Source organism: Blautia sp. JLR.GB0024, assembly GCF_037000545.1.
In the GTDB taxonomy this organism is placed as follows: domain Bacteria; phylum Bacillota; class Clostridia; order Lachnospirales; family Lachnospiraceae; genus Blautia; species Blautia celeris.
Genome location: NZ_JBANBF010000004.1, coordinates 348,276 through 362,155 on the forward strand (window position 1 = coordinate 348,276; position 13,880 = coordinate 362,155).

At 46.2% G+C, this 13,880-nt stretch carries 14 protein-coding genes; all 14 read left to right on the forward strand.

Annotated elements, in window-relative coordinates:
- The 14 genes from V8Q34_RS12510 to V8Q34_RS12575 all read left to right on the forward strand — a co-directional run bounded on the left by V8Q34_RS12510 (nucleotide 1) and on the right by V8Q34_RS12575 (nucleotide 13,627).
- Entirely contained in the window at nucleotides 1–3,495 is a 3,495-nt protein-coding gene (locus V8Q34_RS12510) for a phage tail tape measure protein (protein WP_335835569.1), read from the forward strand.
- 3 nt (nucleotides 3,496–3,498) lie between these two features.
- Complete coding sequence (locus V8Q34_RS12515) at nucleotides 3,499–4,386, forward strand: phage tail family protein (RefSeq protein ID WP_139009318.1); 888 nt, start codon at nucleotides 3,499–3,501, stop codon at nucleotides 4,384–4,386.
- Between the two features lie 2 nt (nucleotides 4,387–4,388).
- Entirely contained in the window at nucleotides 4,389–5,543 is a 1,155-nt protein-coding gene (locus V8Q34_RS12520; RefSeq protein ID WP_335835570.1) for a siphovirus ReqiPepy6 Gp37-like family protein, read from the forward strand.
- Between the two features lie 5 nt (nucleotides 5,544–5,548).
- On the forward strand, nucleotides 5,549–6,685 hold the full coding sequence (locus tag V8Q34_RS12525; RefSeq protein ID WP_335835571.1) for a hypothetical protein: 1,137 nt from the start codon (nucleotides 5,549–5,551) through the stop codon (nucleotides 6,683–6,685).
- Between the two features lie 14 nt (nucleotides 6,686–6,699).
- A complete protein-coding gene (locus tag V8Q34_RS12530; RefSeq protein ID WP_335835573.1) occupies nucleotides 6,700–7,137 on the forward strand; it encodes a hypothetical protein in 438 nt (145 codons plus the stop codon).
- Nucleotides 7,130–8,272, forward strand: coding sequence for a phage major tropism determinant (locus V8Q34_RS12535; RefSeq protein ID WP_335835575.1), 1,143 nt, complete (start codon nucleotides 7,130–7,132; stop codon nucleotides 8,270–8,272). The genes V8Q34_RS12530 and V8Q34_RS12535 overlap by 8 nt, the downstream gene beginning before the upstream one ends.
- Before the next feature lie 40 nt (nucleotides 8,273–8,312).
- The gene (avd, locus tag V8Q34_RS12540; RefSeq protein ID WP_139009322.1) at nucleotides 8,313–8,669 is read left to right on the forward strand and encodes a diversity-generating retroelement protein Avd; all 357 of its coding nucleotides are present in this window, start codon (nucleotides 8,313–8,315) and stop codon (nucleotides 8,667–8,669) included.
- Nucleotides 8,670–8,989: 320 nt separating this feature from the next.
- Nucleotides 8,990–10,060: a reverse transcriptase/maturase family protein gene (locus V8Q34_RS12545; RefSeq protein WP_335835577.1), complete on the forward strand. Its 1,071-nt coding sequence runs from the start codon at nucleotides 8,990–8,992 to the stop codon at nucleotides 10,058–10,060.
- On the forward strand, nucleotides 10,061–10,255 hold the full coding sequence (locus V8Q34_RS12550) for a hypothetical protein (RefSeq protein ID WP_317346910.1): 195 nt from the start codon (nucleotides 10,061–10,063) through the stop codon (nucleotides 10,253–10,255).
- Nucleotides 10,216–10,569 (forward strand): hypothetical protein, encoded by a 354-nt coding sequence (locus tag V8Q34_RS12555; RefSeq protein ID WP_173724501.1) that lies wholly within the window; start codon nucleotides 10,216–10,218, stop codon nucleotides 10,567–10,569. The genes V8Q34_RS12550 and V8Q34_RS12555 overlap by 40 nt, the downstream gene beginning before the upstream one ends.
- Before the next feature lie 17 nt (nucleotides 10,570–10,586).
- Nucleotides 10,587–10,814 carry a hypothetical protein gene (locus tag V8Q34_RS12560; RefSeq protein ID WP_173724502.1) on the forward strand — a complete coding sequence of 76 codons (228 nt, stop codon included), beginning with the start codon at nucleotides 10,587–10,589 and terminating at the stop codon, nucleotides 10,812–10,814.
- 70 nt (nucleotides 10,815–10,884) lie between these two features.
- Nucleotides 10,885–12,471, forward strand: coding sequence for a phage tail tip lysozyme (locus V8Q34_RS12565; RefSeq protein ID WP_335835580.1), 1,587 nt, complete (start codon nucleotides 10,885–10,887; stop codon nucleotides 12,469–12,471).
- Between the two features lie 439 nt (nucleotides 12,472–12,910).
- Nucleotides 12,911–13,105, forward strand: coding sequence for a helix-turn-helix domain-containing protein (locus V8Q34_RS12570; RefSeq protein WP_139009327.1), 195 nt, complete (start codon nucleotides 12,911–12,913; stop codon nucleotides 13,103–13,105).
- Nucleotides 13,106–13,126: 21 nt separating this feature from the next.
- Nucleotides 13,127–13,627 carry a hypothetical protein gene (locus tag V8Q34_RS12575; RefSeq protein ID WP_335835583.1) on the forward strand — a complete coding sequence of 167 codons (501 nt, stop codon included), beginning with the start codon at nucleotides 13,127–13,129 and terminating at the stop codon, nucleotides 13,625–13,627.
- Nucleotides 13,628–13,880 lie beyond the last annotated feature (253 nt).

Sequence of the window (13,880 nt, forward strand, 5' to 3'; positions counted from 1 at the left end):
ATGGCTGATAAGACACAGAACATTAAAACACGCCTAAGTTTTGACGGCGAGGCAGAGTATAAAGCAGCCTGCAAGGAAATTAACAGCACCCTTAAAGTGCTTAATTCGGAAATGAAACTTGTAACGGCTGAATATAAGGACAACGCAAACAGCGTAGAGGCTCTGAAAGCAAAGCAGGAAGTATTACAAAGGGTTTATTCAGAGCAGGCAAAAAAAGTAAAAGAAACCGAGGCGGCATTAGAGAAATGCCGGAAAACAACGGGACAAAACAGCGAGGAAAGCAAAAAGCTGGAGGCACAGTTAAATTACCAAAAAACAGCACTTGTAAAAACGGAGCAGGAGCTTAACAAGACAGCTGCGGATATGGAAAAAGCCGGAAGAGCCGCAGACGATATGGGTAAGGAAATTGAGGAAAGCGGACAGCAGGCAGAAAGCGCAGGCGGCAGATTTTCTGGTTTGGGCGGTATTTTAGGCGGGCTGGGCGGTGCAATGGCAAAAGGCGTAACCGTCATAGGTACGGCAGCCGCAGCAATCGGCACGGCAGTAGTAGCAGGACTTGCATATACGGTAAGCCAAGCGGACGAGGCGAAAGGGGCGTTAAATGATTTTTGCGCATCTACGGGAACGGCGACAGAAGAGGCAGACCAGTATAAGCAGGTTATGGAGAATATCTATAACGGCAATTATGGCGAGGGCTTTGAAGATATAGCAGCGTCTATGGCAACAGTCAAGCAGCAGGCGGGCGATTTGGGAGTGGACGAGCTGGAAAAAATGACGACCAACGCATTAACCCTGCGTGATACGTTTGAAATGGACGTAGCGGAAAGTACAAGGGCTGCAACGCAGCTTATGCAGCAGTTTGGAATATCCGGCGACGAGGCATATAACCTGATTGCGCAGGGAGCGCAGCAGGGGCTTAACCAGAATGGGGATTTGCTGGACGTTATCAACGAATACAGTAACCAGTATGCGCAGGCAGGGCTAAGCGCCGAGGATATGTTTAACTCTATCCAGAATGGGGCAAATGAGGGCGTGTGGAGCATTGACAAAATGGGCGACGCTTTCAAAGAGTTTAGCATACGAATGAATGACGGAACGGCAAACGAATACCTTACCAGTCTGGGGCTGAACGCAGACGAAATGGTGGGGAAATTCCAAGCCGGGGGCGACAGTGCAAAAGAGGCAATGAACCAGATAAGCGAGGCGCTAAAGAATTGCGACGACGAAAGCCTACAGTATACCGCAGGCGTAGGGCTTATGGGTACTATGTGGGAAGATATGGGAGCAGATGCCTGCACTTCCCTTATGGACGTTGAGGGACAGATAAGCAAGACCACGGACACAATGGGGCAGATTAACGCCGTTAAGTATGACACATTCGGCGAGGCTATGAAAGGCGCAGGAAGGATATTGCAGACCAGCTTTATTATGCCTATCGGAGAGCAGGCGTTGCCGATTTTCAGCCAGTTTGCAAATGAATTGCAGCAGGGCGCAGCCGCAGCGGGCGGAGATATGGGAAAAATGGCGCAGAGTTTCGGGGACGCTCTGGCAAATATGGTAAGCGGGCTTTCTGATATGCTGCCGCAAATTACCACATTTGCCGTGGAGCTTGTAACCGGGCTTGCTGACGGAATTGTAAATAGTGCGCCTACAATCGTACAGTCTGGCGTAGATATGATAACGTCTTTCGTGGACGGCATTATAACGGCTATTCCTACTCTGACAGAGAGCGCCGTAGAAATCGTAACAACGCTGATTGACGGTATTGTAGAACTGATACCAGATATAGCAGAGGGAGCGGTACAGATTATTGCAGGACTGGCAGAGGGGCTGGGGCAGGCGTTGCCGGAGCTGATACCAAGTGTGATAGATGCAGTGCTTACAATCGTGGAAACTCTGGTAAACAATGTGCCTATGCTGATTGATGCAGCGATACAGCTTGTAACTGGGCTTGCAGACGGTATTATAGCAGCGCTGCCCGTGATTATCGAACGATTGCCGCAGATTATAACGGCTATCATAAATGCGCTGGTTGAGGGTATCCCGCTCATTCTGGAAAATGCCGCAGAGATTGTGGTAGCGCTGGTAGACGGAATTATTAACGCAATCCCGCTTTTGATTGAAGCAATGCCACAGATTATCGTAGCTGTTGTAACGGGACTGATTGAGGGACTGCCGAAAATTGCAGATGCAGCAGCAAAGTTAGTAAGTACCATTATAGGAAAATTGGTAGAGTTGCCGGGACAGATTGCGGGAGCAATAGCGGACGGCATAAACAAAATAGCCGAGTGGGGCGCACGTATGCAGGCAAAAGGCGGCAACGTGATTACAGAATTTGTAACAAAGGTTATTACCATTGTTAAGGAGATACCGCAGAAAATCTGGAATAGCATTATAGGAGCAGTTACAAAAGTAGCCACATGGGGCGCAAACATGGTAAGCAAAGCCAAAGAGGTAATGAATACCATGCTTACGGGAATTGTGACAATAGTAACCCAGACACCAGAAAAAATATGGAACTGCATTATAGGAGCAGTTACAAAAGTAGCCACATGGGGTGCAAATATGGTAAGCAAAGCCAAAGAGGTAATGAATACCATGCTTACGGGAATTGTGACAATAGTAACCCAGACACCAGAAAAAATATGGAACTGCATTATAGGAGCAGTTACAAAAGTAGCCACATGGGGCGCAAACATGGTAAGCAAAGCCAAAGAGGTAATGAATACCATGCTTACGGGAATTGTGACAATAGTAACCCAGACACCAGAAAAAATATGGAACTGCATTATAGGAGCAGTTACAAAAGTAGCCACATGGGGTAGCAATATGCTTTCAAAAGCCCGTGAGGTAATGGGTAATATGGTAACTGGCATTGTAAATGTGGTTACACAAGTGCCGGAAAAAATCTATAACAGCATATCCGGCGCAATTTCAAAAGTAGCCCAGTGGGGGACAGAGGTAAAAAACAAAGCCGTAGAGGGTATGCGAATGGTGCTTGACGGTATCACGGGCGTATTTTCAAATATTGGAAGTACATTTGCAGAAATCGGCAGCAATATTGTAAGCGGTATCTGGAACGGCATAAGCTCTGGCTGGGATTGGCTGAAAGATAAAGTTTCAAACCTTGCAAATAGTTTGCTCGACGCAGCAAAGGACGCTTTGGGAATTGAAAGCCCGTCAAAAAAGTTCCGTGACGAGGTTGGTAAATTCATGGCGCAGGGTATTGGCGTAGGCTTTTCTGATGAAATGGACAACGTAAACAGAATGATTGAGAAGAGTATACCGAGAGAGTTTGACACTGGCGTAAAGGTTGATGTAAGAAAAGACATTGATTTTGACGACGACGGGGACAAGCCAAAACCAAGACCAAGAGGCGGCGCAGCTGGTGGCGGTTTTACCGTTATCCAGAATATTTACGCAAATACCACAGATTATGCAAAGCAGCAGAAAGAGGCAGCAAGGCAGTTTAAGATGATAGCAAGGACGGTGTAGCCTATGGAATATGAAAAACTGACTTATACAAATGAAAGAGGCGAGAGCGTAGAGCTTAGCACAGAAAGCGTGTACCATTGCAACGTAAGCAAGGACGTAGAGGGAATAGCGGGCGTTACGAATGTGGTATACAGCACAAACAGTATGGGGCAGCATGGCGACACCTACGTAGGGCAGCGTATCGAGGCACGGGACATTGATATACTGGGGCATATCAACACAAGGGACAAGGCGCAGGCATACGAACTGCGCCGCCAGCTGCTTAAAGTATTGAACCCAGAGCTTGACGGTACGCTTTCCTATGAGTTTGGCAGCTTTAAGCGTGTTATAAACTGCCGCCTGCATGGAGAACCGAAGATAGAGCGAAAAAAGGTGCTGTTGGAGTTTTCTATACCGCTTGAGTGCCTTAACCCGTTCTGGCGGGAAGTTGAAGAAACAAAGGAAGATATAGCAAGCTGGGTAGCGGCGTGGCATTTTCCGTGCGTGATTGAAAAGGATAACCCTAAGAGCATGATTTACGGATACAGAGCGGAAAGCGTGATTGTAGATTGCTATAATGAGGGCGACGTATCCACAGGTATGCGGGTGCGATTTGTGGCTTTGGGGACAGTAAAGAACCCTATTCTTTTAAATGTGGATACTGGGGAATTTATTAAAATCAATGTCACAATGCAGACCGGGGACACGATAGAAGTAAGCACAAAATACGGCAGCAAGGGGGCAAAGCTGATACGTGACGGAGTGGAAACAGACTATTTCCGATATGTGGACGTAGACAGCACTTATATGCAGCTTGCCATAGGCGACAATAATTTTCGATATGATGCGGAAAGCGGCGTAAATTCTATGGAAGTTTCCATTTTCTACAACAAGGAATATCTGGGGGTATAAGTATGGAGCTTAGAGTATTTGATAAAACCATAGAGCCGCTGGGGGCAATCGACGAGCTGGCAAGTCTTTTATGGCATATAAAATATTTTGATGTGGGAACATTTAGCCTGCTTGCACCGATTACAGACAATAACAGTAAGTTGCTGATAGAGGGCAATGTGATTGTAAAGCATGACGGAAAGCAGGAAGTTACAGACGCAAACGGCGGCATCTGGCGCAGGGCGGCACAGATTACCTACGTGCATATTACGAAAGACGAGAACGGGTTAGAGCAGATAGAGGCGCAGGGCTTTACATTGAGCCGCTGGCTGGGAAAACGCTGCATATACCCGCAGATAGTGGCAACAGCCACAAACCAGAGTTTAATAAATACTATGGTAACGAAAAACTGCGGCAGCGGGGCAGCAGAGAAAAGGCGGTTTAAACAGTTTGAAACGCTGACGCAGGAAACCATAGCAGGCAGTCAAGTGGAGTATTCTAACCAAGTGTGTGCTAATCTGGGGACAGAAGTAAAAGCACGGGCGCAGGCTGGAAAACTGGGCTATGACATTTTGATAAACGAAAGAGAGAAGAAATACGGCTTTTATCTGTATAAGGGCAAAGACCTTACAGCGAAAAACGACGAGGGTAACACGCCCTGCATATTTTCAAGAGATTTTGACAATGTAAACGAGCAGGAATATACAGCTAGTATAGAAAACTGCGGCAATTTTATTTATGTGCAGGGAGCAGCAGACGACAGCGGCAGCCAGCCTATTGTAACCGTGGACGGAGAGGGAGCGACGGGCATAGAGCTGGACGAGGTTTTTTGTGATGCCACAGACATTGCACGCAAATACCAGAGCGGGGAAACAGAGATAACGATACCGCTTAGCGAATATTTGCAGATGCTTAAGACAAGGGGAGAAACAGAGTTAGAGGGATACGGGAAAAACATAAATTTTGTATCGACCATTAACACAAACTCAAACCTAAAGTTTAAGGTTGATTTTGACTTAGGGGACAGAATTACTTGCAAAGAGGAAAAATGGGGTATACAGATAGATGCACGGATAACCGAGGTAAAAGAGATTTACCAAAAAGGCACAGAAGAAATAGAGGCAACATTTGGGGAAAGCCTGCCTACTCTGGTGGATAAAATTAGGAAAGTGAGGTAAGGACAATGGCAAATTGTTTACCATTCAATGCAGTATATGACGGCGAAAATTACGACAGGGTATATAAAGCCGAGGACTGGGCATGGTATTTTGCTACATTCATTGCAAACGGTATTTTCCCAAAACCGAGCGACGGGCTGCAAGTGATTGCGTACAGTGGCATGGAAATAAAGGTAAATGCGGGTTTTGCGTTTATTAACGGGTATGCCTTTAAAAACCCAGCCAGCCACAGTATAAGGCTTGACATGGCAGAGGGTGCGCTTAACCGTGTAGACAGAGTGGTAGTGCGTTGGGACTTGCCGCAGCGTGATATTTACATAGCGGTACTGAAAGGCACACCGTCTGCAAAACCACAGCCGACAGCAGTAACACGTAGTACGGAAATATGGGAGCTGGCGCTTGCGGATATTTACGTAGGAAAAGGTGTTACAAAGATACAGACCAAAGACATAACAGACCAGAGATTTAATAGCAGCGTGTGCGGTATTGTAACTGGAACGGTGGAAGAGATAGACGCAAGCGTACTGACAAAGCAGTTTGACGACTTCTTTAAGACCTATAGCGCAGCGGTGCTGGACGAGTTTAGCGTATACAAGCAGAATATGGAAAAGTACCTTAAGGACATTGCCGGGGTATATGAGCAATACGTAAGCAAGACAGAGAGCTTATTTGCAGAATATGAGAATAAGTTTAGCGAGCGTTATACCAGCTTTGAGAGTACCTTAGATAAATGGGACGAGGAACTTTTAAGAGCCTATACAGAATTTATGGCAAAAATTCAGCTTTTCCAGACAGAGGCAGAAGCCGAGTTTAATACATGGTTTGAGGGCATTAAGGACAAGCTGGGGGAAGATATTGCAGGCAGTCTGCAACTGCAAATTGAAGAACTGGCAGCCACGATAGACGGGATGCGGCAGCAGGCAGAGGAAAGCGGAAAGGAAACAAAAGAGGCGCTGACAGAGCTTGACAAGAGGCTTACTGCGGTAGAAAACGGCTGGGGTATCAATTATAACCATGATGCAGTATTAGGCTTGTGCTATATGGGTGCAGCATGGTTGAGCCAGCATTACGAAAGAACAGAGGAAACGGCAGTATTAGGAGTTGCATATATTGGTAATTCCTATCTTGCAAATACATTTTAGGAAAGGCGGATACTATGAAAGGATTTCCAAAGACATTAAAAACAAAAGCGGATTATTACAACTGCCTTGCAATGGTAGCAGCTGGGGAACTGGACGCAGCGGACTTAGAAAGAAAAATTGAAAGTCTGGAAAAACAAAGGTATATCCAGTGCGCCGTAGTAGAAACTGCGCCGGAGAAAAAGGCGGTAATAATTTATTACTGCGCAGAGGCGGCAGAGGGCATGGTATTTGATGCGGACGGAGTGACCGGGACGGTAACGGCAGTTACGCATATTCAGAGCGAAAAAGCAAGGGAAATGGAAGAAAACGGGAACGACAGAACCGTATTAACGCTGTCTAAGGGCGTAGAGGCGGCAGGCGGTGTAATTGCGCTGGAAACGGCAGCAATGGTAGCAGGAATGACAGCAGACGATATTAAGGCACTGAAAGGAGTTTTAAAACAGTATGAGTAGATTATTGGTGGACGACGTAACAAAAACAGACCGCAGGGCGCTTTTGAATGTAAATAAAATGGCAACAATCAGCGACATTGTAGCGCCGACAAGAGAGTATCTGCGTGCAAGCGGCGCAGACGAGCTGACAGTAGAGAGCGGCTGCGTAATTGCTGTAGGCGGCGCAGGCATCTTTAAGACCGCAGAAACGAAACTTACGGCGGCTAATCTGGATGCTGGGGCAACGTTTGCCGTTGGAAATGATTACTATGTGTATATCTGCGACAGCAGGGTAGATGCGCAGGACGAGCAGTATGTTATTTCCCTTAACTCTACATATCCGAGCGGCTGGAACGCAAGCAACAGCCGTAAAATTGGCGGTTTTCATTATGGACGCTGCCGTAAGGTAAACAGCAACTTACAGCCAGTAAACAGCAGCGGTGCGCTTTTCGGTACTGGCTGGGAAAGTGCAGTAAGCAACGGGATTGTACCACGCAGCGTATGGACTATGGGACACCGCCCAAAATGCAACCCGGAGGGAATGGTATATTTAGGCGGCGGCACATGGGTAGACATTTACCTTAATTCAGACGACGGGGCAGAGGGCTTAAAATCAGAGTATAATTGTGCGCCTATGACTGGCACAGAGGGCATGAACTGGTACAGATTTACAGAAAGGCTGATGAAGAGCGGCAAGCGTATGCCGGATTACAGCGAGTTTTGCGCCTATGCTTTTGGCAGCCCGCAGGGATTGGCAGAGAATAATACAAACGCATGGAGTGCAAGCTCAAATACACAGCGTGGAGTAACAGGCAGCGTAGTAAATGCAGTTTCTGCCGTGGGCTGTGTAGATGCCGTAGGGCGTGTATGGGAATGGCTTAACGATTTGATTACCAGAGCAGAACACGTAACAAATAAAGATTACCATGCAAGCGAGGGCTGGGGCTGGGACTTAAAAAGCCCGTTACGTGATGAGGGTACAAAGTACGACGTTGGTAATATCTATCAGTATTACGCTTATTCTTTGGCAGCGCTGATAGCGGGCGGCAACTGGAGCGATGGCGTTGATGCGGGCGCGCGTGCCGTGATTTGCTACTATTGCCCGTGGCGTGTCCACGCGAGGATCGGCGTGCGTGGGGCGTGTGACAGTCTGTAGACGGCGGGCGAAAGCCCAGCCGCTACAAGAGGGTTGAGAAATGACGACCAGAGATAAAAGCGACAGACTACACCAGAAAATATATGATTTTCTGCTATACATTTATCCATTGCTAAGCAAATATCCGAAGTATGAAAAATTCAGCCTACAGACAGCGACCAGAAACGCAATACTGGAAATGCTGCAAGACGTTATCAAGTGGCAGAAAACGGCGACGAAAAGCCACCTATATGCAGCAGATACAGCATTGCAGCAAAGTAAGGAATTGCTGCGGCTGGCAAATGACTTAGGATATAGCGCAATGAACGCCCAGCATTACGGCGTAAGCTGTAGGAAACTAAAGGAGCTGGGCGTAATGCTGGCAGAGATTATAGAAGAGGTAAAGGCTACAAAGTAGCGTAAATATGGGGCAGCTGCTTACTACAGCCCTTTGGCAGCGCTGATAGCGGGCGGCAACTGGAACAATGGCGTTAATGCGGGCGCACGTGCCGTGAATTGCAACAATTACCCGTGGAATGTCAACACGAATATCGGCGTGCGTGGGGCGTGTGACTTAGTGAGAGCATTTTAGGCGCAGTGTTTTACGAAATGCTGGCAAGGACTTTATATTAGGCAGACGATTAATAGTCTATAGTCAGAGTGGCTGTCCCGCCGCAAGGCAAAGAGAAAAAGTAGGGCTGCTGGTTAGTAGCTGCGGCGAAAGGCAGGAGCTTTTTAATGAAGAGGATAGGATATACAAAAGACCGGGACGGAAAAACAATTACGCTTATTGGGGCTATGGCAGATTGCGGGAACGTACAGAAAGCCTATAATAAGGCGAGAAAATGTAAGAGGTACAGAAAAGACGTACTGATATTTACCAAAGACAAAGAGGAAAATTTAGACCGGGTACGCAATGACATTTTAGGGCTTGCCTATGAGCCGGGAGAGTATCGGTATTTTAAAGTATATGAGCCGAAAGAGAGGCAGATAATGGCGCTGCCATTCTATGACAGAGTGGTGCAGCACGCTATAAACAATGTGTTAGAGCCTATTTTTAACAAACGGTTTATTTCCCATTCTTACGCCTGCCGGAAAGACAAAGGTATGCACGCTGCCTCTGATGCGCTGCAATGCTGGCTATACGACTGGGACAAGTACCATAAAGACCAGCCACTATACGCAATCAAAGCGGACATACACCACTATTTCCAGAGTATCACGCATGAGATACTTAAGGCAGAAATCAGAAATATTATCAAGGACAAGCAAGCGCTTGTATTGATAGAGCGGATAATAGACCATAACGGGCAGATGCCGGACGGCGTAGGGATACCAGTAGGAAACCTTACAAGCCAGCTGTTTGCTAATATTTATCTCAATAAGTTAGACCAGTACGCAAAGCATACGCTGGGCGTTGGTATGTATGTGCGGTATATGGACGATTTTATAATACTTAGCCCAGACAAGGAAAAGCTGCGGTACTGGCTGGCAGAAATTGAAAGATTTTTAAGGGACGAGCTGCGGTTAGAGCTGAACCCTAAGACAACGATTTTAGCCGCAAAGAACGGAATAGATTTTGTTGGATACAAACACCGGGCAACACATAGGAAAGTACGACCGGATAGCATTAAGCGTATCAAGAAAACCATTAAGAAATACGAAAGAGGAAAGATTACAAAAGAGCAGTTACAAAAGAGTATACAGAGCTGGACGGGACACGCAGGACACGCCGACAGCTACAACTTACGAAAGAAAATAATCATACTGGCGCAGGCAGCGGAAAAGAAAGGGGGCAGCATTTCATAAATGGCAGGAAACGCCTTACTAAAGACGCTGGAAGAACAGCAGAAAACTATACAGCAGCAAAGTGCGCTGATTGTGGAACTGGTAGAGATGCTGGAACAATGGGAGCAGACGGCGGGCTATGATGCAAGAGAACTGAAAGAAAGGGCAGCAAGATTGTGGGTAAATGGTGGAGAAACCGAGACAGAATACGGGTAAGCGGAAATGAGGCGCTGGTAGTAGAACTGGAACGGATTAGAGACGAGGACGACAGACAGAACAAAAGAATTGCAGTTATTGAAGAGGATACAAAAGCAATACATAAGCTGACTGCATCTATTGAAAAGTTAGTGATACAGATGCAGGATATGCTATCAGAACAGAAAGAACAGGGCGAGCGTATCAGACGGTTAGAGGAAGAACCGGGGAACGCATGGAACGAAGTAAAGAAAAAAGCCATTGATACCGTTGTAGGGTTGGTGGCTGGTGCATTGGCAACGGGGCTTATTTACATGATAGCCCAGAATATGTAAAGAAAGGACAAAGCATTATGAAAAAAATTGATTGGGTAAGGAAGTTGACAAGTAGAAAATTGTGGACGGCGGTAGCGTCGTTTGTTTCCATGATGATTGTAGCGACTGGCGGCGCAGAAAATACCGCAACACAGGTAACAGCGCTGATTATGGCGGGAGCGTCTGTAGTGGCTTATATCATTGGAGAGGGGCTTACAGACAGTGCAAATATTGGACTTGAAGAGGGAGAAGTAACAGAAGAGTAAGACAGAGTAGCACGGAGCGCTTGCGGAAAACCGCAGGCGCTTATTTTAATTCAGAAAGGGCATAAAGAGTATGAAGAAAATAAACAGACTGATAAGCGGATACAATCATAATCAGGGAAGTATTTCACGCATTAAATACATTGTAATTCATTACGTAGGCGCATTGGGCGGCGCAAAGGAAAATTGCCAGTATTATGCCGGGGGAAACCGTAACGCCTCTGCTCATTATTTTGTAGGGTTTGACGGGGAGATATGGCAGAGCGTAGAGGACGCTAATATAGCGTGGCACTGCGGGGCAAGCAGCTATAAGCATGGGGAGTGCAGAAACGCTAACAGTATCGGTATTGAGCTTTGCGTAAGAAAGAGAAATACAGCCAGCATGGGCGCAACAGATAAAGACTGGTATTTTGAGGACGCAACAGTAGAGGCTGCGGCAGAACTAACACGGTATTTAATGGATAAGTACAATGTGCCTGCGTCTAATGTTATCCGGCATTATGACGTTACGGGTAAGATTTGCCCGAACCCGTATGTATATAATACAACAGCGCATACATGGGACGAATTTAGAAAGAAAATCAGCGGGGGAGCAGCAGCACCGACTACAGATAAGCTGTACCGGGTGCGTAAGAGCTGGGAAGATGCAGCAAGCCAGCTGGGAGCGTTTGAAGAGCTGGAAAACGCAAAGAAAGCGTGCAAAGCGGGGTATACAGTCTACGACTGGAACGGCAAAGCGGTATATCCGAAAACGAGCGAAAGCAAGCCGGATACTGGGAACGTACAAGAAAAAGAAATCTGGGACTTTTTCACGAAAAAAGGGTTAAATGCCTATGCAGTGGCTGGCTTAATGGGAAATCTGTTTGCAGAAAGTGGGCTTAATCCATGTAATTTGCAGAATACCTATAATAATAAGCTGGGAATGGGAGACGAAGAGTATACAAAAGCTGTAGACGCTGGCAGCTACGGTAATTTTGTAAATGATAGTGCAGGCTATGGGCTGGCGCAGTGGACTTTTTACACCAGAAAGCAGGAACTTTTTGATTATGCGAAAGCTGCGGGCGTGTCTATTGGAAACCTTGCTATGCAGCTTGCCTTTTTGTGGGAAGAATTGCAGGGGTACAAGTCTGTTATGGATACTCTGAAAAATGCAACGTCTGTACGTGCTGCGTCTGATGCGGTGCTTACTGGGTACGAAAAGCCAGCAGACCAGAGCGAAAACGTAAAGAAACAGCGGGCAGGATATGGCGACGGATACTATAGAAAATACGCAGGGGGAGCGGTAGCGCCTGCCATTAAAAAGCTGTACCGTGTGCGCAAGAGCTGGAAAGATGCAGCAAGCCAGTTGGGAGCGTTTGAAGAACTGGAAAACGCAAAGAAAGCGTGCAAAGAGGGGTATACAGTCTATGACTGGGACGGAAAGGCGGTATACAGTAAGCAGACAACAAAGAAACTGCCGTATAAAGTGCAGATTGACGTTGACGACCTTAGAATAAGAACAGGAGCGGGCATAGGTTACGCAGTAACGGGGGAATATACGGGCAGAGGCGTATTTACGATTGTGGAAGAAAAGGCAGGAAAGGGAAGTACGGCAGGCTGGGGCAAGCTGAAAAGCGGCGCTGGCTGGGTAAGTCTTGATTACTGCACAAAGCTGGTATAAGTGTTTGGGCGTGTCGGTTCGTGTACGGCACGCCCTTATTTTTTTACATATTTATCTGAAAAAGTGTTGACAATATACCCAAATGGGTATATAATTAAAACATGGAAAGGAGAAAAGAACAAATAAACGCAAAGCGTTAGAAAGGAGAAACGGCACAATGGGTAAGAAAAAGAAACATAAGAAAAAGCCTATCAAATGGCAAGCGCTGGCAGCAAATGCACTGATAGACTTAATCGTAGGAACGATACTTATAATAATAGATAACCTATTAAATTAAGTATCAGGTGGGCGAAAGCCCACCGCCTACTTAGAATATAACATAAACCCAAAGCCGAGTAAAGAGCATGATTTTAAAATTAGGTATTTTTCTGGTAGCAGTAGGCGCAGTAAAGTTATGCGTAGCACTGGTATTAAGAGCCAGAGAGAAAAGAGGTAAAGTATGATAGGAGAAAATATTAGAAAAGCAAGGAAAGCGGCGGGCGTTTCTCAAAAAGAACTTGCGGAACGCCTGCAAGTATATCAAAAGGATATTAGCCGCTGGGAAAATGGAGAACGCACGCCAACTATGGAAGTGTTTACAAAAATCTGTAGAGAGCTTAACGCCTCTGCTGATGAAATTTTAGAATTAAAATAAAAACGAAAGAGAGGGCTTATTATGGGAAAAAGAAAAATGATTTTTTATGGAGTAGCTGCATTATTTGCAGTAAGTGGAGTAGCTGCGCTGCCGTCCGGGAATATTACGGGCGGGGTGGGCTGTCTGGTAATTGCCGCAGTGTGTGCGTTTGCAGGAGCGAAAGGGAAAGCAGAACAGCAGGCAGACAAAAAGCCAGCGCCACACGTTGCGCCTGCATCTACAAATGAGAGGATAGCAGAAACGATACGAACAAAATTAGTGGGCGTTACTTATGATAATGAGGACGGAGAAAACAGACAAGATATTTTAAGCAGCATGACGGGAAGCGAAGAGATAGAGGTAGAAAAGTATATTTTCAATGGAGAGCCTGCCGCATACGTGAAATGTGGTAATAAGGTGCTGGGAAACCTTGCAGCAGAGCTGGCAAAAGATTTAGAGGGAAAATACCCAGATGCCCGATATACCGCAGAAATACTGGAAATTTCTGGGGGGGGGGGTACACACGTTCGGTTGCAACATTGAGTTAAACATTATTGTAGAAGAACGTAAAAAAGCACAGCAGCCAGCAGGAGAAACAATAGTATACGTAGACCAAAGCAGCAAGAAGTACCATAGTAAGCCTACTTGCTCTGGCATGAAAAATGCAAAGGGCATACCACTAAGCCAAGCGAAAAAGAAATATACAGCTTGTAAGAAATGCTGCAAATGGGGTTAAGAGCGTAAGCCGCAGACTTGTAAAAGAGTTTGCGGCTTTTCGTCGTATATAGAACAAAAG